General features: G+C 63.4%; 29 protein-coding genes and 1 tRNA gene. 17 read left to right on the top strand and 13 right to left on the bottom strand.

Annotated elements, in window-relative coordinates; translation table 11 throughout:
- Nucleotides 1–146 precede the first annotated feature (146 nt).
- Both ACM2ZB_RS05530 and ACM2ZB_RS05525 read left to right on the top strand, forming a co-directional pair.
- Nucleotides 147–223 (top strand) — tRNA-Arg (locus ACM2ZB_RS05530).
- 122 nt (nt 224–345) lie between these two features.
- Entirely contained in the window at nt 346–1,077 is a 732-nt protein-coding gene (locus tag ACM2ZB_RS05525) for a hypothetical protein (protein WP_416057775.1), read from the top strand.
- A gap of 2 nt (nt 1,078–1,079) precedes the next feature.
- Here the strand turns inward: ACM2ZB_RS05525 and ACM2ZB_RS05520 are convergent, their stop codons facing one another.
- The gene (locus ACM2ZB_RS05520; protein WP_416057774.1) at nt 1,080–1,910 is read right to left on the bottom strand and encodes a tyrosine-type recombinase/integrase; all 831 of its coding nucleotides are present in this window, start codon (nt 1,908–1,910) and stop codon (nt 1,080–1,082) included.
- Between the two features lie 17 nt (nt 1,911–1,927).
- Nucleotides 1,928–2,263 carry a hypothetical protein gene (locus ACM2ZB_RS05515; RefSeq protein WP_313178933.1) on the bottom strand — a complete coding sequence of 112 codons (336 nt, stop codon included), beginning with the start codon at nt 2,261–2,263 and terminating at the stop codon, nt 1,928–1,930.
- 263 nt (nt 2,264–2,526) lie between these two features.
- On the opposite strand from ACM2ZB_RS05515, the gene ACM2ZB_RS05510 reads away from it, so the two are divergent.
- The 4 genes from ACM2ZB_RS05510 (at nt 2,527) to ACM2ZB_RS05495 (ending at nt 3,720) form a co-directional block, all read left to right on the top strand.
- The gene (locus tag ACM2ZB_RS05510) at nt 2,527–2,814 is read left to right on the top strand and encodes a hypothetical protein (RefSeq protein WP_416057773.1); all 288 of its coding nucleotides are present in this window, start codon (nt 2,527–2,529) and stop codon (nt 2,812–2,814) included.
- 108 nt (nt 2,815–2,922) lie between these two features.
- Entirely contained in the window at nt 2,923–3,138 is a 216-nt protein-coding gene (locus ACM2ZB_RS05505; protein ID WP_416057772.1) for a hypothetical protein, read from the top strand.
- A gap of 54 nt (nt 3,139–3,192) precedes the next feature.
- A complete protein-coding gene (locus ACM2ZB_RS05500) occupies nt 3,193–3,462 on the top strand; it encodes a hypothetical protein (RefSeq protein ID WP_416057771.1) in 270 nt (89 codons plus the stop codon).
- 30 nt (nt 3,463–3,492) lie between these two features.
- On the top strand, nt 3,493–3,720 hold the full coding sequence (locus tag ACM2ZB_RS05495; RefSeq protein WP_416057770.1) for a hypothetical protein: 228 nt from the start codon (nt 3,493–3,495) through the stop codon (nt 3,718–3,720).
- Between the two features lie 7 nt (nt 3,721–3,727).
- On the opposite strand, the gene ACM2ZB_RS05490 is transcribed toward ACM2ZB_RS05495, so the two are convergent.
- From ACM2ZB_RS05490 to ACM2ZB_RS05445, 10 genes are read right to left on the bottom strand one after another with little or no spacing between them, the layout of a single operon-like run.
- Nucleotides 3,728–4,447: a hypothetical protein gene (locus ACM2ZB_RS05490; protein ID WP_416057769.1), complete on the bottom strand. Its 720-nt coding sequence runs from the start codon at nt 4,445–4,447 to the stop codon at nt 3,728–3,730.
- On the bottom strand, nt 4,444–5,151 hold the full coding sequence (locus tag ACM2ZB_RS05485; protein ID WP_416057768.1) for a hypothetical protein: 708 nt from the start codon (nt 5,149–5,151) through the stop codon (nt 4,444–4,446). Before ACM2ZB_RS05485 ends, ACM2ZB_RS05490 begins: the two co-directional genes overlap by 4 nt.
- An 11-nt stretch (nt 5,152–5,162) precedes the next feature.
- Nucleotides 5,163–5,540 carry a hypothetical protein gene (locus ACM2ZB_RS05480; protein ID WP_416057767.1) on the bottom strand — a complete coding sequence of 126 codons (378 nt, stop codon included), beginning with the start codon at nt 5,538–5,540 and terminating at the stop codon, nt 5,163–5,165.
- Between the two features lie 5 nt (nt 5,541–5,545).
- Nucleotides 5,546–6,049 carry a hypothetical protein gene (locus ACM2ZB_RS05475; protein ID WP_416057766.1) on the bottom strand — a complete coding sequence of 168 codons (504 nt, stop codon included), beginning with the start codon at nt 6,047–6,049 and terminating at the stop codon, nt 5,546–5,548.
- Nucleotides 6,046–6,285: a hypothetical protein gene (locus ACM2ZB_RS05470; protein ID WP_416057765.1), complete on the bottom strand. Its 240-nt coding sequence runs from the start codon at nt 6,283–6,285 to the stop codon at nt 6,046–6,048. Before ACM2ZB_RS05470 ends, ACM2ZB_RS05475 begins: the two co-directional genes overlap by 4 nt.
- The gene (locus tag ACM2ZB_RS05465) at nt 6,282–6,608 is read right to left on the bottom strand and encodes a hypothetical protein (RefSeq protein ID WP_416057764.1); all 327 of its coding nucleotides are present in this window, start codon (nt 6,606–6,608) and stop codon (nt 6,282–6,284) included. Before ACM2ZB_RS05465 ends, ACM2ZB_RS05470 begins: the two co-directional genes overlap by 4 nt.
- Entirely contained in the window at nt 6,605–6,877 is a 273-nt protein-coding gene (locus ACM2ZB_RS05460; protein ID WP_416057763.1) for a hypothetical protein, read from the bottom strand. The genes ACM2ZB_RS05465 and ACM2ZB_RS05460 overlap by 4 nt, the downstream gene beginning before the upstream one ends.
- Nucleotides 6,878–6,891: 14 nt before the next feature.
- Nucleotides 6,892–7,212, bottom strand: a complete 321-nt coding sequence (locus tag ACM2ZB_RS05455; protein ID WP_416057762.1) for a hypothetical protein — start codon at nt 7,210–7,212, stop codon at nt 6,892–6,894.
- Nucleotides 7,213–7,214: 2 nt separating this feature from the next.
- Nucleotides 7,215–7,364: a hypothetical protein gene (locus ACM2ZB_RS05450; RefSeq protein ID WP_416057761.1), complete on the bottom strand. Its 150-nt coding sequence runs from the start codon at nt 7,362–7,364 to the stop codon at nt 7,215–7,217.
- Nucleotides 7,361–7,585: a hypothetical protein gene (locus ACM2ZB_RS05445; protein WP_416057760.1), complete on the bottom strand. Its 225-nt coding sequence runs from the start codon at nt 7,583–7,585 to the stop codon at nt 7,361–7,363. Before ACM2ZB_RS05445 ends, ACM2ZB_RS05450 begins: the two co-directional genes overlap by 4 nt.
- 241 nt (nt 7,586–7,826) lie before the next feature.
- On the opposite strand from ACM2ZB_RS05445, the gene ACM2ZB_RS05440 reads away from it, so the two are divergent.
- Nucleotides 7,827–8,117 (top strand): hypothetical protein, encoded by a 291-nt coding sequence (locus tag ACM2ZB_RS05440; RefSeq protein WP_416057759.1) that lies wholly within the window; start codon nt 7,827–7,829, stop codon nt 8,115–8,117.
- Nucleotides 8,118–8,478: 361 nt separating this feature from the next.
- Here the strand turns inward: ACM2ZB_RS05440 and ACM2ZB_RS05435 are convergent, their stop codons facing one another.
- Nucleotides 8,479–9,018, bottom strand: coding sequence for a hypothetical protein (locus tag ACM2ZB_RS05435; RefSeq protein ID WP_416057758.1), 540 nt, complete (start codon nt 9,016–9,018; stop codon nt 8,479–8,481).
- 77 nt (nt 9,019–9,095) lie between these two features.
- On the opposite strand from ACM2ZB_RS05435, the gene ACM2ZB_RS05430 reads away from it, so the two are divergent.
- From ACM2ZB_RS05430 to ACM2ZB_RS05385, 10 genes are all read left to right on the top strand, one after another.
- Nucleotides 9,096–9,422: a hypothetical protein gene (locus ACM2ZB_RS05430; RefSeq protein WP_416057757.1), complete on the top strand. Its 327-nt coding sequence runs from the start codon at nt 9,096–9,098 to the stop codon at nt 9,420–9,422.
- Nucleotides 9,415–9,747, top strand: a complete 333-nt coding sequence (locus ACM2ZB_RS05425; RefSeq protein ID WP_416057756.1) for a hypothetical protein — start codon at nt 9,415–9,417, stop codon at nt 9,745–9,747. The genes ACM2ZB_RS05430 and ACM2ZB_RS05425 overlap by 8 nt, the downstream gene beginning before the upstream one ends.
- Nucleotides 9,744–10,274 carry a hypothetical protein gene (locus ACM2ZB_RS05420; protein WP_416057755.1) on the top strand — a complete coding sequence of 177 codons (531 nt, stop codon included), beginning with the start codon at nt 9,744–9,746 and terminating at the stop codon, nt 10,272–10,274. Before ACM2ZB_RS05425 ends, ACM2ZB_RS05420 begins: the two co-directional genes overlap by 4 nt.
- Before the next feature lie 73 nt (nt 10,275–10,347).
- Complete coding sequence (locus ACM2ZB_RS05415; RefSeq protein WP_416057754.1) at nt 10,348–10,497, top strand: hypothetical protein; 150 nt, start codon at nt 10,348–10,350, stop codon at nt 10,495–10,497.
- Between the two features lie 202 nt (nt 10,498–10,699).
- Nucleotides 10,700–11,761 (top strand): CHC2 zinc finger domain-containing protein, encoded by a 1,062-nt coding sequence (locus ACM2ZB_RS05410; protein WP_416057753.1) that lies wholly within the window; start codon nt 10,700–10,702, stop codon nt 11,759–11,761.
- A 171-nt stretch (nt 11,762–11,932) separates the two neighbouring features.
- On the top strand, nt 11,933–13,330 hold the full coding sequence (locus ACM2ZB_RS05405) for a VapE domain-containing protein (protein WP_416057752.1): 1,398 nt from the start codon (nt 11,933–11,935) through the stop codon (nt 13,328–13,330).
- Nucleotides 13,331–13,755: 425 nt separating this feature from the next.
- A complete protein-coding gene (locus ACM2ZB_RS05400) occupies nt 13,756–14,265 on the top strand; it encodes a terminase small subunit (RefSeq protein WP_416057751.1) in 510 nt (169 codons plus the stop codon).
- Nucleotides 14,262–16,358, top strand: coding sequence for a phage terminase large subunit family protein (locus ACM2ZB_RS05395; RefSeq protein WP_416057750.1), 2,097 nt, complete (start codon nt 14,262–14,264; stop codon nt 16,356–16,358). Before ACM2ZB_RS05400 ends, ACM2ZB_RS05395 begins: the two co-directional genes overlap by 4 nt.
- On the top strand, nt 16,355–16,684 hold the full coding sequence (locus ACM2ZB_RS05390; RefSeq protein ID WP_159095504.1) for a hypothetical protein: 330 nt from the start codon (nt 16,355–16,357) through the stop codon (nt 16,682–16,684). The genes ACM2ZB_RS05395 and ACM2ZB_RS05390 overlap by 4 nt, the downstream gene beginning before the upstream one ends.
- A 159-nt stretch (nt 16,685–16,843) precedes the next feature.
- Complete coding sequence (locus tag ACM2ZB_RS05385; RefSeq protein WP_416057749.1) at nt 16,844–17,041, top strand: primosomal replication protein PriB/PriC domain protein; 198 nt, start codon at nt 16,844–16,846, stop codon at nt 17,039–17,041.
- Nucleotides 17,042–17,049 lie beyond the last annotated feature (8 nt).

The following is a 17,049-nucleotide window of genomic DNA, read 5'->3' as shown; positions in this document are numbered from 1 at the left end:
GCGGGCAGGTGGGGGACGCGGCGGACTGGACTCCCGATGGTAGCAGAGCGGCCCGGTTTCCCATGGTGCGACGCGCCAGTGGCAGGGGTGTGGCAGATGAACGCTTGGAGGGGCAGGGCGCTTGCCTGTAAACTTGGCGGCTGCATGGCCCCGTAGCTCAGCTGGATAGAGCGTCCCCCTCCTAAGGGGAAGGTCGCCCGTTCGAATCGGGCCGGGGTCACCATATTTCAGTGACTTAGCGTCAGTCCGCGACCGTCGCTTGGCGATATTTATGCGTGTCCAGGCCATTGAATGGCACAGTTGGCACATGCCCCGGGACTGGGAAGCGCACGGATGCTACGTTGTATGAAGAGCTGGTGGTGGAGAGAGTGGGACCGCTTCTGGCAGATGCTCGGCGGCCAAGGCTACCTCGCGACCGTAATTGCGGTGTTCCTGATGGGACTGCTGCTGGGCTGGGGAATCGCTGGGCACTCAATAAAGCCCGAGCCGATAAACCTCGGAAGCATCGCAGATTGGGTAGCAGCGCTTGGCGCACTGATTGCTGCAGCCTCGACTGTCGCAATTGCCGTGCTAGGTCACAGAGCTATCGCTAAAAGGGATCGGGTAGCAACAGATCTAGCAATCTCAACCTTGAGAGCTGCTGTAGTGGCAGACGTCGAGGTCTGTGTTCGTGTCTCCCGTAACTGGAGTGCGCTTACATCAGACAGAATGGTCAGCCTGGCAAGGGATCTGTATATCCATCAGATACCGAAGTTGGATGCGGATGTGAGCGGATTGCCTCCTGACATCCTCATGAAATTCCAAGCTGCGCGATCAATCTTGCCATCAATAATTAAGGCGGCAAGAAATCTTGAGAACAACGGGGGTGAGCATCGACGCAAGTACTTGGCGTTTCGATTTGAGAGGCTTGGCGTAAACCTGCGATCTGTCGTTGACTTTGTAGCACAGAATCAGGTGCACAGGCCTTGGAAAGACTGGAAGCCGCGTATCGATGTTGGCCAGTACAGTAAGGCAATTATGGCCAGATTTCATGCGGAAACAGACGGAGTCTCGGATCAGAATAGCGGTTCTGGATGAGCTTAGAAGCGCAGCATTTTTACAGCGCTTTCGTCGCCGTTGGGTGTTAAGTGTGCGTAGAACTTCTCGGTCGTGGCGTAATCAGCGTGCCCGGCCAGAATCTGCACCCTTCGCAACGGAACTCCGCCCATCACCATGTGGGCGCAGAAGGTATGCCGGAGGCGATGAAGGTGCCCACCTACGCCAGCCAGCTCAGAATCCTTCTTGAACCAATCCGACACGGTGTCCTTGTGCACCTTCACGAGCGGGTCTGGCAAATGGCGCAATGCCCACTTCGCATAGCGGTTGAGGGGAACTTCCCGCCACTTCCCGGACTTTGTCCGGCCTTCGCCGCTCTCGTCCGGGTCGCTCTCCACAAAGAGGCGACCGGCCACGACCGAGCTTTTCTCCAAGCCTATGATCTCGCCTCGCCGGAGCCCGGTGTGGGCCATGAATAGCCAAAGTGGCGCCCGCCCAGGGTTCGCCCGATACAATCGGCGCATCGCCGCGCGGTCATAGAACTTGACTGCCACGCTCCGCACGCCGCGAGGCGCCTTTACAGAGGCGAGCGGATTCACGTCAAGCTCCTTCCATTCGACGCCGCGGTTGAACGCTGCCTTCAACCGTCGAATCTCCTTCCCTACAGTCTCCTTTGCCGCCTTGTCGTCCAACAGCCTGGCGCGCTTGTACTGCTCCACCTCGACCGCTCGGATGCTGTCGATTGGCCGGTGGCCGAACCGTTCGATGAAGCGCTTTACCTCGCTCCTGGCCTTCGAAATCGTGGTCGGGTGCTCGGCCTCGTACCAGTCCAGATACCACTCCAGGTAGTCTCGGACCTTGGGCAGGCGCGCCAAGATCCGGACCCCATGGGTCAGTTCTGCTTCTTTCGCGGCACGTACTCTCTCCGCCTCACGGGCGTCAGGTTGCCCAATGGACCGGCGAAAGCGCTCGCCGCTTTCCGCCCAGTCGAGGTAGGCCTTGCTGCCGCGCCAGTAGAGTCGAACCTTTGCCATTCCTCTGCACCCTCAATCGCGGCATAGAGCGCCGCCTTTTCGTACAACTGCTTTCCCATGAAGCGGCGGGGCGTGAGCCCATAGCCCATGGCGTTCTTCCTGAACTGGCTGTTGGAGACGCCGCAGTAGTGGGCGGCTTCCTCGACCGTGAGCCAGTCTTTGCCGGATAGGTCCAGCTTTTCAGCGGCTCCCATGGGCACCTCCTGCTGACTTCCTTCTGCCTGCGGGCTGCTCGGCCAGGCGGGAGCGCTGCGGCGCGGGGAAGTTGAAGGGGCGGGAACCGTCAGTCATGAGTAGCGATCTCGGATTCAAATGGGCATGGGGATGCGGCTGCGCGGCGTGCGCGCTGCAAGATGGAAGCGGATGAAAAGTTCAGTTTCGGGCTATGCCGAAGGTCACCTAGACATTTGCCGCCGCCGCGGTACGATCTTTGGAATCGTTTCCATCGGGGGGATGGATGTACGTCGAGGTCTATCGAAACCAAGGGCTGTTCGCGAGGCTGACGGGGAGCGTTGGTTGGCGGTGGCGCCTGAAAACCATGGACGGCGCAACGCTCATTGATGCCCGCGAGACATTTGAGGACAGGACAACCTGCCTCGGCCTGGTCGCGTTGCTGATGGCCGGCCTGACCGCGCGCGTCGTTGACGGCGAGACGAATCGCATGCTCAGGTTTGGGGCGGGTGAATGGCACGAGGCTGGGGAGTTCATCCGCTCGGGATTCAGCGTCGAGTGGCCGCACAACTGACCCTCGCGCGCTCTTTCTCTCAGGGGTTTTTGCGTTTGCCCCGACACAGGTGCTGTGTATTCTCGGAGCGGAAGCGCACCCAAATTGGGGAAGTGGCAGGGCGATCTGATGCACAAGCAGGAAGACTGGGAATTGAAGGTGCGCGGCAGGGATGTAACGGTGCGCGTCGTGGTCGGCGCACAGGGGCCTGGCACGATGATTGGTTTCCATGTGGTCTACGGTCCGAGCCGCATTGGCCTCGATATCCCTGTGGGGTCGCGCCAAGACGCTGCCGCTCGAACGGAGGCTCTCCTGACCGAAATGATGGGCAGCGGCTGGTACTGAGCCAATGGGCATGCCCTTGCCCGCGCTCTGGTCCTTGGTCGCATGGAGCGCGCTGTGTATGCTCGCCACGGAAGCGCGCCCCAACAGCAGCCGCGCGAGGGCTTTGGGATGTTTGGGTACGAAGACTGGAGCCTGAAAATCAGGGGCCGGGAGGTCACGGCCAGGGTTGTGCTCTTGGCTGCCGGTCGCGGCACGATGACCAGCTACCAGGTCCTGAACGGACCGAGCCAGATCGGTCTGCAGGTGCCTGTCGAATCTCGCCAAGACGCGACAGATAAAACCGAAGCATTGCTCTGCAAGCTGATGGGCGAAGACTGGGATTGAGTGGGCGTAGCCGAAGATGGGGGAGATGGCATGAAGACAGAGGGCTACCGTCGTACGCTTCATGGATCGATCGATGGCCATTCGTTCCAGATCGCGGTCGCCAGCGAAGAAGATGACGTTTTCAGTTTCAGGGCTATCGTCGACGGAGCCGAATTGGAAGTTCCGTACCAGAACGCCATCCGCAACAAGGGTGATGCCATGCAGCTGGCGCTGGTAGCTATCGAGCGACACATCGAGGCGCTGGGCCGCACGGCGTGACTTGCAGTCAGCCATTGCCCACCGCCTGGCTGTCGGCCTTCCGGATTGCGTTCAACTCGGCGCTAGCCGTTTCAGCCCATTCGGCGCCATGGGCGAGGTAGTGATTCAGCATGAACCGGATCACGGCAGCCTGTTCTTCCTCCGCCTTGCGCGGGATTGCGTCGCCGCGCATACGCAGGACATTGGCCCAGGGGCTGCACCAGAAGTTGGGGCGACCGAGAATGTCGCGCACCTCCGGGGTATTCGGGACAACGATGGTCCTCAGGTCCACGGCCTGGACGGGCGGAATGGCGTAAAGCTTGGAGCCCGGGCCGATTCCGTGGCGCTTCACCAGCGGAGCAATAGATCCCGTACCTGTCCAGTGCAGGGTTAAGTCGTGGCCGACCACTGCCACCGGCTCCCGCTGCGACGGCTGGTTGGCGGCGATGATGGTTTGCCTAGACGTGGTGGCCTCATACGCTGCTGCCGGATCGCGCTCCAGCAGCTTGCCCAGAGCGGGATCGAGCGCACACACGACGGTATGTAGGGCACTCAGGTAGTCGCTGCGGTCATCGAAGTAGATCGCGCTGACCGCGGCTTGCAGCGCGGTCGACTGTCCATCCGACGGAGCTATCCCCTTCACCTTCTCCGCCAGCTCTATCAGGGTGAGGCCCGGCTGGCCAAAGAGGATCAGGCCCATCTCAGCGACTAGGCGCTGGGCTGCGCCATGTGCCGTGGAAGCGTTCATGCCCTGGCCTCGATTGCTTCGAGGGCGGTGATAGCCAGCGGCCGCACGAACCAAGCCGCGAGTCCGTCCTCCGTTTCGCCCAGCCACACCAAGCGCCAGTCGTCGCCGGGGGCTTCAGGATTCCAGTCGATCATCTGCTGGATGTTGGCGTACACACCGGTGCCGACCGATTCCTCCTCGAATTCGGCCTCCACCACAACCAGGTCGAAGCCCTGGGCGTAGAACAGCGGCAGCACAGAGGACTCGCGCCCATCGGCCCATGCAGGCACGTCGGGGTGGCACAGGACTTCGCCGTAGCTGTCGCGCGCCGGCAGTCGTGCAGGGTCATACAGCCCGCGCCACGGATCAGCCGGATCAATGCCATTGCCAGTCTGGGCGCGCACCAACTGCAGCAGCTGCGCAGCCTGCGCCAACCGGGCCTTGGTAATATCGCAAAGCGGCGCATCGCCTTCCTGGAAGCTGCTGCGGAGCGCGTTGTACCAGGCCGCAACCGGTGCCTCGAACACTCGTAGATCCTGCACGCGGGGCAGGCGGGCATACAGGTCGAGCAACGCGGTCGAGGCCTGAGCGAGAGGAACCGCCTTCGCAGCATTGGGGAGCCACACCGCCTCAACGGCGATAGCCTCCAAGGTTTGGACGGCCTCGCGCAGGACGGGGCACGCGTAGGCGATGGGGAGAGCTTTCGTCTGTTGGATCGTGGTCATCGTGTTGCCTGCTAGAAGTCGGTGGGTGGATAGACGAATGCGCCAGCCAGAGGGTCTTGGGGCGCGATGGGCGTGGCGCCAGCCGGAACTGGGGGCAGTGGGCCGGTGTGCCGATACCGGCGATGAGGGTCATTCGCATACCGGCCATCGTTGAGCCGGGTGACCTGGTACGTGGGAAAGCCATCTGCAGGCAGGGAGGCCTTGGCCTCGGCAATCAAGCTCACGAACCGTTCCTGCCACTCGGCCGGCATCGACTGCAGGGTTCGGCGGGGAACCACGAAGTACGCTGCGCGCGACTGGCCGAACGCTTGGTGTGCGGGGCCAGTCGCGTAAAGCACTTTGCGGGCCGTAACAGCGTCGGTGGTGCGATCTTTGGAAGTGGCGGTCATCAGGCTCAGTCCGCGCTTTTGGTCGGCAGGCGATCCACGTAGCCGCCGTGGTTCGCCGCCTGGCGGCTCAACGTGGGGCGCAGGGGCGTGGTGCCCAGCTGCTCGATACGCCCGCCCTTGGCGCGGAACGCGGCTAGATCCTCGGCCAGCTGATCGCGCTCGTAATCCTTGTGCCGCACGGTGGTCGACGCGTCACTCGCACGGCCTTTCTCTGGGAGAGCCGTGACCAGGGCGCGGGACGTCCGGCGATCACGGGGCTCTGCGGCGCGCAGCGGGGCAATCGCGTGCTGAACGTGGCCCGCGAGGCGCCAGATACCGATGCGGCCGGAGCGCGCGCAGGTGGCCTGTCCGCTGCGCGCCAGGCCGGTCAGCGTGTGGCTGATAACGTGGCTCGACTCGTTGATGCGCCCGAGGGTCCTCAGCTGCTCAATCGTCGCGCCCTGTGGGAACTGCGCGAGGGCTTTGCGCACCAGGTCGGCGCGGCCGGTGTGCTGTGGGCGGGCGCTCATGGGCGGGCCTCGGCGAGCAGCTCGCGCATAGCCCAGCCATAGTGCATGACCTTGGAGGAGGCATCGGCCACGGCATCCGGGTTCTCCGTCGGCACCAGGGTGTCGTCCAGCGGATAGCTGCTATGGCCATCCCAGTCCTCGGCAACCTGCTTAAGGCCGAAGTGTTCGCACAGTTCCCGTGCGTTGGCGTTCTTACCGCACAGGTGCGGCGCATAGATCACGACAGAACGGCTCATGCGTGGATTCCTTTCTTGCTGCGCGTAGCGCGGTTGTTGGGGGAGATCGACCGGACGCGCACGCCCTGCCGCTCGAGCCAGCGGTGCGCGGCCTGAGCGGCCAGACGGTTAAGGGGAAAGGTCTTGCCGCCCAAGCGCAGCGGGTTGTGCGATACCCCCACGCTCCAGCTGGCGCTGGCGGCGATCCGCATGAGCGATTCGCGGGGCGCGGCGGTGTACAGCCCGGCCCAGACCCAGCCCTGGCACACCATCAGCACCAGTGACTCGCCTTGGTGGCCGGTGGCGAACTGCTGCTCGACCGGAAGCGTTGCTGCAGCGCTCATGCGGAGAGCGCCAGGGCGCGGACCTTGGAAACTTCGGCCTCGGCAGCAGCGAGGCCGGCGGCGGTCAGAGTCGCGGTGCGCGGCAGCTGCGGGTCGTCGTAGCGCATCAGCACGCGCTCATCCAGCCAGTTCATGACGCGGCGGGTGAACACCTTGTCCGGTCGGTTGTTGGGCGCGAAGCCCGCGCGGGTGCGGTGCAGTGAGTGGTCCGAAGCGGCATGCGCTGCCAGCAGCGCGGCGCGTTCTTTCGGCTTGAGTGCGGCGGCCATGGCGTGTCTCCTGGTCAGGCTGCAATGGAGGTGGAAGGGGCGGTTGAAGCGAGTTCGGCCAGCACTTCACCGCGGTGGCGGGCAAGGTGGGAGATCGGAACGCGGTAGTGGGATAAGGTGCTGTCGGTCCAGCGCAGCTCGGCCAACGCGGCGCGGTCGAAAGGAACCGGCCGGGTGGCGATGCCGCAGCGGTGGCACTCGATGTGCACCAGGTCGGGGCAGGCCGTGCCCAGGCGATGACCGGTGGGCGCGCCGCTCGTGGTGACGATCTGCGGCCGGTGGCCATGGCCACACGAGGGAACCGATGCAGGCAGCGGGCGTGATGTCTGGCGCATGGTCAGCCCCGCACCGAACTGCTGGCTGCCCAGCGGGCCTTCGCGGCCTCGCGGTCGGCGTGGGCGCCATAGATCTCGGCGATGCGCAGTGGCACGACGACGGCGGCCAGAAGCGCAACTGCCAGCCAAGTGACGCGGAGGCGGCGGCTCATGCCCGCACCTCGGCCGACATATCCCGCGAGCAGGCTTCTAGGCGGAGGCTCGCCACGCCCATGCGGCGCGAGCGGCGCAACTGGTTGCGGTTGTGCTCGCCCTTGCTTCGGAACCACAGGATCCGGGCGGTGCTGTGATCGCGGGCCGCCAGCGCCAGCAGGGCCTTGACGGCCAGCAGCGGCAGCAGGGTTGGGCTCGGATCGGCGTGGCGATGGGACATGGCGCGCTCCTGGTTAAGAGAGGGCGCCGGCGGGTCAGCTGCCGAGGGGGCGGCAGCGGCTGGGTGGGGAGTTCCCGGCCGCTTGACGACCCGCCGGTCGCCCACCAGCAGTGCTGGCAGACGGACCATACAAGCAAACTTGCGCACAAGTCAACAAGAAAACTTGCGTAAAGGCCAAGCGGCTATGGACCTGCCTGAACGTGTTGCTACCCTTTGGGCGTCAAAACATGGAGGGGTAGGGATGGAACTGCTTGTAAACACCGTTGGTGCTTTCGGGATTGCTGTCATCACGCTGGCGTTGCTATCGCTCATCGTGATGGGGCTGCTTATGCCGCTCGCTGTGTTCGGCATAAAGCCGCTGCTGCGAGTGGCTATCGATGAACTGCGTAAGACGAATCGGCTGCTTGCACGGCAAGCCATGCGTGACCAGGGGATGGACGCTGGAGGCGTTGGCGAGGTCGCTACGTCACGGGACGATTCCGCGCCGCCGAATCTGCGGGACTTCATCCGCGACCGCGATGCGAGATCCTGATATGCCTTCAAGCACGTCTGCACGCTGGAAACGCGGTTGAGGCGTTTCCAGTGGTGGTGGGGACTAAGGCTTGGGTAGTAACGAGGCCATGTTCTTGATCAGCCCTGTCTGCTCAAGAGGGAATCCCTCTGTGATTGCTTCTCTTGCTTCCTCGAGCTCGATCAACAGAGTGCGTAGTTCACTAGGCGAAAGGTCAGTGATGCTTTGCCTCACAGCCAGGTGCTGATCAACCAGCCAGCCGAGCTGAAAGGCCTCAGTCAGTACCCGAATACGGCGTATGTACGCTGAAACTGCAGCGTTCGGGTCGACGCTCGCTGGGGAGATTGCTGGTAGGCCCCGGTCTGGTGGCCTATCTCGCTTTCTAACTTTGGCCGCCAGCGCGTGCGCGAGTGCTTCCAGTGCTGCTGCTTCCTTCATCATCGACCCCCTTCGAAACCTGGCGCTTACGCAAATGCGCGGTGAAGTCGACCACATTGTCCGGTGTGACTGCCTGCTCTGAACGTGCGCTCAAGTATCGATACGCGAGCAAAACAATGGCAGCGTCGTCAGTGCTTTCTGGATCAAACGATGTTCCGAGAGCAAGGCACGCAAGGCGAACAAGTTGGTACGACGCGGCCAGAGTAGGGGCGTCGAGTTGCAGCGGTTGAGATTGGCCGGGGGGGGCGACGAACGACCCGCTAGCCGCAGCGCCATCCCACTGTAGGAACTGTTCCACCGTCAGGCCAAAGGCTCTCGCAAGCTCAGGCAAATAGCGGGGCCGCCTGGTAGGGATCTCCAGCAGCTGCTGCAGGTGTTGGTACTTGACGTTAGGCGCGCCTGCTGCGCGCACGCGGGCAGCCAGGGCCTCGACCCCTAGGCCCTGAGCGTCCATCAAGCCCTTGGTGATTTCGCCGATCAACATGCAAGTAATCTTGCACTGTTGTAACGCAAGAAAGATTGCGTTAGCTTTGCGCAAGGTTTCTTGCGTGAGGGCGTCCGATGACCCCGCTGGACAGAGCTATCTTGATCTGCGGCACCCAGAGTGAGCTGGCCCGGCGTGTGACCGGAAAGCCGGCCACTGGCTACGTTTACCACTGGCGCAAGAATGGTGTGACGGAAGAGGTCGCAATCGCCATTGAACGAGCTGTGGCCACCGCTGTGGGTGAAGACCCGGCTGCGGCAGCACGCGCAGCAGCCAGCGGCGGAGGGGTGACCGCAGACGAGTTGCTTCCTGGCGTGCGTTGGGAGCGGGATGAGGGCGGGGCCGTCGTGGGCTACTTTAAGAATGTCCCGCCGTTGGCCGGGGTCACCGATGCCCATGCGTGACCCATCCCTCACCATCGCAATCGTGCGCTATGGCTGGGTGGCTGGGCACCGCCACTATCGGCTGCACTGCCTCGGGACAAAGCTCCGCAAGTGCGGGGTGGCTGCCGCCTTCCTGGCCCTGTTTGCTGCGATTGCAGCGGGCGTCTACTGGAGCCCAGAGAACTGCAACCACGCCACCGATACCGGTCGCGATGTCGAAGGTGCGGAGAGCGGTGAAGTGCATGCGCTGCGGGAAGCTGATGATCTCTGCCATGGCGCCAATGTTGCGCCGGCTGCTGCCAGCCTTCCCACGATGATCGATGGCGCGTTTCAGGGGGAAGCATGACCTGCCTCCGCTCTGACCTGTACTGGCGGGATGCGCTGCATAACGCAGTGGCCCGCGCCCCGGGTGGCCTGCAGGATGCGGCGGCACACATAAGCAAGCGTCGAGGCAGGTCGATCTCGACCGAGACGCTGCGCAAGAAGCTCCGGGCCATCGATGGTGAGTCCATCTCCATGGAGATGGCCGAGATCCTGACGGACTACCTGCAGCAGTTCGTGGTCACGCAGGAGAGTGCCACCGACTGGGTGTGCTCCCTCGCGGGCCAGTACGATCTGATGGTGGACTACGTCCCGCCGCCGCCCGAGGGTGGCTGGCCCAATGAGCTGGCCGCGATCCAGGCAAAGCTGCTAGAGCTGCACAAGCTGACCGGCGCGCTGGCAGGTGCAGGTATCGACGCACTGGCCGACAAGCGCTTGACCGTCCCTGAGGCTGATCGAATCCAAGACTTGTCCCGCGACGTGCGCAGGCTCTGCTACCGCCTGGAGCGCAACGCCTGCCGTGCTGCCGGGCAGCAGGGGATGGAGGACTGACGTGGCGACCCGTCACGACCATCGATCCCGGTATCGACGGCGTGGCATATCCAGTGCGTCTGCACGGCAGGCGATGGAACTGGCGGCCCTGGCTCTGACTGATGCGGTGCCCGGGTTGATTGGTGAAGAAGCACTGGCAGAGCGCGAGCGCATCCGCCAAGAAACCGAACGTAGAGACTGCGCCCAGCGCCAGCTCGATGAAGGAGGTATCCGTTGGGTGTGAATCGATGTCTGCACCAAGCCCTGCTGATCGCACGTCAGCCTCGGGCGGAATGGCGTGAACAGATCGAGCAGGTCGCAGAGGCCTGTCAGGCGCCTGGCGTCTGCACGGGTGGCATCGGCTGCAGGCAGCGAATTGCAGAGTACCTCCGGGTGAAGTGGTGGATGATCGAGCGCCGCGAATCCCAGGCAGGGAGGCGTCGCTGATGGCGAACAGTTATGTAGACACCGATGAAATTCGCGAGTCGGCCGACATGGCTGGTGTCATCGGGCGATACGTCAAGCTCAGGCCGGCTGGTCGAGGGGAGTACAGCGGGCTGTGTCCTTTCCACGATGAGTCATCGGCGAGCTTTACTGTCAATGAGATAAAGAACTTCTATCACTGCTTCGGATGTGGTGCGCATGGCGATGTGATCGGCTTCCTGGTGCGGCACCTGCAGGTTGGCTTCCTCGAGGCCTGTGCCCAGCTCACAGGCGGGCAGCTGGGTGTTCCAGCTGAGCGAGAGAAGTTGCCGAGCCAAGAGTCGCTGCGGGTGAAGTGGGTGCCCATCCTCCCCGTCCCGGATGACGCGCCAGAGCTGCTGACCGACAGCGGCTGGACGGTGCCGATCTGGAACGCCAAGCGCGACAAGCTCCGTCGAATGAAGCCAGCAAGGGTGTTTCCCTACCGCAATGCGGAGGGACAGACCCTCGGCTACGTGCTGCGCTGTGAGTTCGTTGACCGCGACAGCCGCAAGCTGAAGAAGTGGACGCCCCAAGTGACCTGGTGCGTCGGACCTGACGGCCAAAAGCAATGGTGCCTTGAGAGCTTCCCTGGTGTGCGGCCGCTGTATGGGCTGGATGCATTGGCCGCGAAGTCGGAAGCGCCGGTGCTGATTGCGGAAGGAGAGAAGTGTCGGGACGTGGCGGCGCGTGCGTTCCCTGGATACGCAGCAATCAGTTGGTCAGGGGGCGGCAAGGCCGTCACAAAAGCGGACTGGTCGCCTCTGGCTGGCCGGGATTGTGTGCTCTGGCCCGACGCCGACAATCCAGGGCGGCAGGCAATGCTGGGATGGAGGAATGACGCTGAGCAGTTCAGGCCGGGAGTCGCCCAGCTGCTGAAGCGTGCAGGCGCCAAGTCAATCCGCTTCGTGGATGTGACGGGCCAGCCCGATGGTTGGGACATCGCAGATGCACTGGAGCGGGATGGCTGGTCACCTCGGCAGCTTGCAGCCTGGGCGGCAAACCGCGTGATTGAGCTGGACGTGGTGGCTGCCAATGGCACGTGACAGGAGGCTGGAAGAACGTCTGCTGCACTCCGACGCCAAGCTTGCCCGTGCCTACCGGCTCGCAGCGCAGGCGGCACTGGAAAACCCACATGAGCACTCCAGGCGCTTGCGCCGGGAGCGGGCAAGAGAATACCTGCGCCTGGCGCGGGGCTACGAAAAGGCAATGCGGCAATGAGCGTGGGGACAAGGCGCAGGATGACGGTGATCGATGGTGGCGGCGCGCCACCGCCAGGCGATGGCGGGGTAGATCCCGATGCCTGGAAGTCGAACCTCACCAGGAATCGAGACGGCAACGTCGAGGGGACGCTGCACAACCTGATCCTGATCATGGAGAACGATGATCGGTTGAAGGGGCTTTGGTGGCTCAACGACTCCAGCAATCAGGTCAAGCTGCACAGAGATCCGCCGTGGACGGGCGGTAGCCGGGATGAGTTCATCGACTCGGATGCCTACGAGCTGGCGGCTTGGCTGCAGCACCCGGACCGCTACTGGATGAAGTGCAGCGATGACCTGGTGTTGAAGGCGGTCATCGCCGTCGCACGCCGGCACCGCCGTCATCCCATCAAGGACTACCTCGGTGCCTTGGAGTGGGATGGTGTGCCTCGCGTCGAGCGGATGCTCGTTGAGCTGTTCGGCGCGGCGGACAATGCTTACAGCCTGCGCGCAGCGCAGTGCTTCATGGTAAGTGCCGTGGCACGCATCCTGTGGGTAGACGCCAAGCAGCCCAGCGTGGGCGCGCAGGTGGACTTCATGCTGGTCCTGGAAGGTGAGCAGGGCAAGCGGAAATCCAGTGCCCTGCGCGCGATCTTTGGCAGTGAATGGTTCGTCGAGACCAGCGAATCCCCTAGCAGCAAAGACTTCTACCAGGTCATCCAAGGGGCGTGGGGCGTCGAGATCGGCGAGATGGACTCGTTCTCTAAGGCCGACGTGACCAGCGTAAAGACCGCTATCACCAGGCGCGTGGACAAGTTCCGCGCGCCCTATGAGCGTGTGCCCCGCTCCTACCGCCGCGAATGCGTGTTCGCCGGCACCACGAACGAGCACCAGTACCTGCGAGATCCAACTGGTGGCCGGCGCTTCCTCCCCGTGCGAACGGACGGAGACGTGCAGATCGAACTGATCGCCACACAGCGCGACCAGCTCTGGGCCGAGGCTGTGACCATGTTCGACGCTGGGTTCGAGTGGTGGGAGCTGCCGGCAGACGCGAAGGAAGAGCAGGCCAGCAGGTACGTGGGCGACAGCTGGGAGGGTAGGGTTGAGCAATGGCTCGATGTTCGGATGGAGCCGAGCAAGTACCCGATACGCCTGGCGATGGCGTCGGAGATCGACTGGGCAACCACGGACAACCTGCTGACGTACGCCATCGGCTTGGACCCCGGAAAGCACGGCAAGCCCGAGCAGATGCGGGTGGCGGCCATCATGAAGACGCTGGGCTGGGAGCAGCAGCGCAGGCGCTGGCCTGATGGTGGGCGAGAGCCACGGTGGTTCAGGCCTGGCCTCACGATTGATGACTGGCTGGCAACCGCTCAGCGGTCAAGGCAGGAGGCCCCCAGTGGACCTGACTTCTGACCAGACCTCCCCGGCTCCGTCCACACCCGTCCAAACCACTGACCAGACCTGCCGCCTACTGCGCCAGCGCCGTCCCGACCGTCCACACCTTTCCTCGCGCGCGTACATGTACCGACACACCGGCCCACTTCTCAATCACTCAAATCAAAAAAATAGGTGTGGACGGTATGGACAGTATGGACGGCTTAGAAACGGCGCGGGTTCTGAGCGTCCAGACCTCGCATTGATGGTTGGGACGGTCGGGACAGCCAGCATGTTCCACGCGAATCATCGTTTGGGTCATCGGGCGGGTGGGGCAGGGAGGTGGGGGCAGGTCGATGGGTCCTCCCCAGCCTCAGATTCCACGGGTATTCGGTCGCGCAATTTGTGCCTAGTCATGAAGCATTTCCAAGGGGGTTGTAGTGGTTTCTGATCTGAGCAGCCCGATGAAACAGAGCGCCTTCGGGGATCTGGTGGGCATTTCCCAGCAGGCAGTCAGCGACCTTGTGCGTCGTGGCGTGCTGGCTGACGGTGCTGCCGGCGATGAGTGGCTGCTTGCCTACTGCGACCACCTGCGGGAGGTGGCTGCGGGCCGCGGCGGCGAAGCGGGCAAGGATCTGACCGCCGAAAGAGCTCGGCTGGCGCGTGAGCAGGCTGACCGCTTGGCGATGCAGAACGCCGTGACCCGGGGGGAGCTGGCGCCGGCGCACCTCATGGAACAGGTGCTGTCGAAAGTTGGCGCGCGGGCGGGTCGCATCCTTGAGACGATCCCGGGCACGTTGCGCCGCCGACTTCCGCAGCTGAAGGCTGCAGATGTCGAGGTCGTGGCCCAGATTGTCGCCAAGGCTCGAAACCTCGCCGCGTCGATGCGCCTAGCTGACGTGGATGTCGATGATGACGCCGACGGGGACGGGTCGACGGCGACGCCTGCGGATGCCGAGGATCAAGGCGAATGACGCTTCTTCGTGGAATCGATGCGAGCCAGCTGCAGGCCGTGGAGCGCCATCTCCAGCGCGGGCTTGCATCATGGGCCGTCCAGGAGCCGATCACGTTGGAAGCCTGGGCTCGGGAGTACTTCTATCTCTCTGCCGAATCGAGCTACGTCGAGCAGAAGTGGACCCCTTGGCCGTTCCAGCGCGGAATGATGGCGGTGATCAGCAACGATGACGTGGCCGAGGTCTCGGTGAAGAAGTCGGCGCGTGTTGGCTACACCAAGATCCTGCTCGCCTTCCTTGGCTACAACGCAGAGCACCGACGCCGGAACCAATGCATATGGCAGCCGACCGACGACGACTCCGATGACTTCGTGAAGTCAGAGTTGGAGCCGATGCTGCGCGACGTGGACTGCATGCGCGCAGTTTTCCCAGCCTACTTGGCCCGGCACAAGGACAACACTCTGCAGCAGAAGAAGTTCATCGGCTCGTTGCTGCGCGTGCGCGGTGGCAAGGCGGCGAAGAACTACCGTCGTATCTCCGTAGATGTCGCGTTGCTCGATGAGCTTGATGCCTTCGACAACGACATCGAGAAGGAGGGCGCGCCGGACTCGCTGGCGGCCAAGCGTCTGGAAGGTGCGACGTTCCCCAAGCTGGTGGCCGGAAGCACCCCGAAGCTCAAGGGCTTTAGCCTGGTGGACACCCGCTACTCCCAGGCGGATGAGCGATTCACCTACCAGGTGCGCTGCCCGCAGTGCGATGCCTTCCATGCGCTGACCTGGGGTGGCAAGGACGAAGCGCATGGATTCAAGTTCGAGCGTGACGTGGATGGTGGCGTCGTTCACGTGTACCACCTCTGTCCGCACTGCACCTACCCGATGACGCAGGGTGAGTACCTGCTGGCTGCCGAGCAGGGCGAATGGGTTAACTCGCGCGGTGACCTCTGGCTTCGCGCAGACGGCCGCTTCACGACCCCGGATGACGAGACGGTCCCGGCGCCGCGCCATGTGGCGCTTCACATCTGGACCGCGTACAGCCCGGCTGTTGCCTGGCAGCAGATTGTCCGTGAGTTCCTTGAGGCGTACGCCAAGCACCAGGAAGGTGACGACAGCAAGCTGAAGGCGTGGACCAACACGACTCGGGGTGAGACCTGGGAGGGTGAGGTCGAGCGGACCGATGCCGATGAGCTGGCGAACCGGGCGGAACCATTCCCGCTGAAGACGATGCCGCGGGACTGTTTGCTGCTCCTGTGTGGCATGGATACCCAGGACAATCGGCTTGAGGCCGGCATATGGGGCGTGGGGCGGGGTGGTCAGATGTGGACCATCGACCACCGCGTGTTCTTCGGCAACCCAGCTCAGATGGAAGTCTGGAACGAAGCGGAGGCGTTCCTGCGCGAGCAGGAGTACACCCATGCCAGCGGCCGGGCGCAACGGATCTATGCCACTGCCATCGACTCCGGTGGTCACCATGCTGACGCTGTGTATGCGTTCGCGCACAAGCTGAAGGCGCTGCGCGTGCATGCCGTCAAGGGTGCCAGTGGCCAGGAACGGTCCATCGACAACGGCAACAGCCGTGTGAGCTATCGCTTCAACGGCCGCATCGAGAAGCACGGGCCAGTGCTCTGGCACGTGGGTACAAACCTCGCAAAGGACAGGTTCCAGTCGAGGCTGGACGTTGCTACCCCTGGGCCTGGCTACGTGCACCTCTCCAATCAGCTCTCGCCCGAGTGGTTCAAGCAGCTGGCGGGCGAGATCCGTGCGACGCGCCGGATGAAAGGTGGGTCTGAGTCCAGGTGGACGGCAACGCGCAAGCGGATCGAGGTCAAGGACTGCTTGACCTATGAAATGTGGCTGGAGGAACGGCTCGATCTGTGGGGACCCAAGAAGGCGAAGTGGTGGGATCAGTTGGAGGAACAAGTGCAGCCTGAGAACGATCTGTTCAGTCTTCCGCCTGCTGCGGACGTTTCCGCGGCGACGACAGTGGCTGCCGTGACAGCATTGCCGTCCGCTCAGGTCGAGCGGAAGCCCACGCCAGCGCCCGTGCGAGTAGCGCGCGATTCCCGTGAAACGTCGCGCGACGACTTCGGGTCGAGCGGATGGAGCAGCCGCCTATGAGCAATTCGCGTGACATTGACGCGGCTGAGCAGTTGCGTCGGCTGGTGGTCCGGGGGATTGTCGAGCAAACGGGTTTGAACGAGGAACACGCCATGCCCTACGCGACGGCGGTGATGACCGTTCTGCAGACTGAGTACGGTGGTGAGCGCCTGCACATCCCCAAGGCGGCCGGGCAGGACAAGCCTTGCTCACGCGTGGAGGTGATCCGCGCGGAGCTGGCAGAAGGCCAGGACTGGCGACTGGTCTGCCGCCGGCACGGTGTATCGCGAGCCGCGCTGTATCGAATGTTCCCGGGTGGGCTGCCGAAACCGTCGAGAGTCGGATGACGAATCCGGAGTCCGTCTCACCTTCTGGCAAAGATTGAGACGGACGCCTTGTAAGTGACTGAATCTGCGAGGCGCCGCGCGGTGATCGTCTCACTTCGCTGGTAACGGTTGAGACGGCTCCGTCTCCAAACTTGCTCCATGCCGACGCCCGCTCAAACCATGCTGGAAATGTACCTGGCCGCCGAAGTGGCGGTACTGCAGGGACAGTCGTTCCGCATGGGCGAGCGGCAGTTGAATCGCGCTGACCTGGCGGAGATCCGCGCAGGCCGCCGCGAATGGGAGGCCAAGGTGAGCATGCAGGCGCGTGGTGGTAGCCGCGCATCTGTGGCGCTTGCAGACTTCCGGGGGTGTAAGTGAACCGCCTT

It is taken from the genome of Stenotrophomonas maltophilia (assembly GCF_047782825.1).
Lineage (GTDB): Bacteria > Pseudomonadota > Gammaproteobacteria > Xanthomonadales > Xanthomonadaceae > Stenotrophomonas.
Note: the sequence above shows the minus strand (reverse complement) of the source record. Positions and strands in the feature narration are given on the sequence as shown.